Origin of the sequence: Flavobacterium sp. T12S277, from assembly GCF_048514875.1 — a bacterium.
Lineage (GTDB): Bacteria > Bacteroidota > Bacteroidia > Flavobacteriales > Flavobacteriaceae > Flavobacterium.
Genome location: NZ_JBLYEG010000061.1, coordinates 1 through 1,406, shown reverse-complemented (window position 1 = coordinate 1,406; position 1,406 = coordinate 1). Strand labels below are relative to the sequence as shown.

Annotated in this window: 1 protein-coding gene; it reads right to left on the bottom strand. The window is 38.9% G+C overall.

Going from position 1 to position 1,406, the window contains the following annotated elements; genetic code table 11:
* The coding region (locus tag ACN1CN_RS22705) for a condensation domain-containing protein (RefSeq protein WP_419137962.1) at positions 1-1,406 on the bottom strand (1,406 nt) is incomplete at both ends.

The following is a 1,406-nucleotide window of genomic DNA, read 5'->3' as shown; positions in this document are numbered from 1 at the left end:
AGGGGTTCTCTCTGCCTGTTCCTGGAATAACTCATAAATAGTCTTATCTCCAGGGTAATCCTTATCAGTAGCATTCCAATTGTAAACAATTTCTTTATACTCATCAGCAAGCAATAAACCAATATTACTATGGGACTGACCAGGATTACTTATAACCTGCTCCAGAATATGCTTTAAGCAAGAAAGATGCTTCAGGGCCTTATCCTCTTTTAAGTAATTACTGTCATAATCCAGCTTTATAATTAATCGATCTCCATACTCATAAGCCATTATGTTTAAAGGGTAATCCACTTTCTCTATGGAGTTGCGCATATTCATCCTCAATGCCTTTTTACCACTTCCCTTTGCAGCAGGATAATTCTCAAAAGCAAATAAATTATGGAATATACGTTCTCCATTCTTTTGTAATTTCGCCAGATCAGCAAAACTATGTGTATTTATCTGGGTAATCCTTTGCTGAATAGCATGCAATTGAGAAACTACACTTGCTGTATTGTCCCAGTCAATTATCAAAGGAAGGGTGTTGATATACAGACCAACACTGTTCTCAATACCGTCAATTGGCAAATCCCTACCTGAAACGGTCGTTCCGACTATACTATGAGTATTGCCACTGTAAACCTGAAGAAGCTTATGCCAGAGAAACTGAACAACTACATTAATGGTAATACCCTCTCTATGGGTAAAGGATTTGAGCTCCCTGTAAAGATCACCACCAATCTCTAAAACATTACTGGCTCCCTGTTCTACTTGTTTATAACTGCTAAAATCTATCGGATCATCAAGAAGCGCATTAATATCAGTGGCCCCTTCAACTCCTGCCAAAGAGGTATCCCAGTACTGCTGGATCTCTCCCTTGTGTTTACAGATGTACTCCTGGGCACCTAAATAAGCCCTGTCCTCTTTGATCTTTATACTCTTATTATCAATAAGATCCTGGTAATGACCATGCAAACTTGACACTAAAATAGGACCGCTCCAACCATCTGTTATACTGTGATGCATACTTCTCAAAACAGTATAACATTCTTCCGATTGCCTGATGATACACAATCGAAGCAATGTAGGGCTACTCAGGTCAAATCCTCGTTTTCTGTCCTCTCTCTGAAGAAGCTCTATTGCAGAATCTCTTTCCTCTTGCGTAACAAGGTCACTGATATCAACCAAACTATGCTCCAGATTACCCTCTTTATAGATAATCTGGATAATATCCTCTTCCCAATTAAAAGCTGTACGCAAAATTGGATACTCTAAAATACAATTGTTCCAGGCCTGCAAATATTTATCTACATCCAAAGGCTCATGGTAATCATACAATTGCTGTACCCTGTAAGCATCATCATCGGGCTGGCTCAATGCATGGTAAATAAAACCTTGCTGAAGACTTGTTGCAGGGTAAATATGTT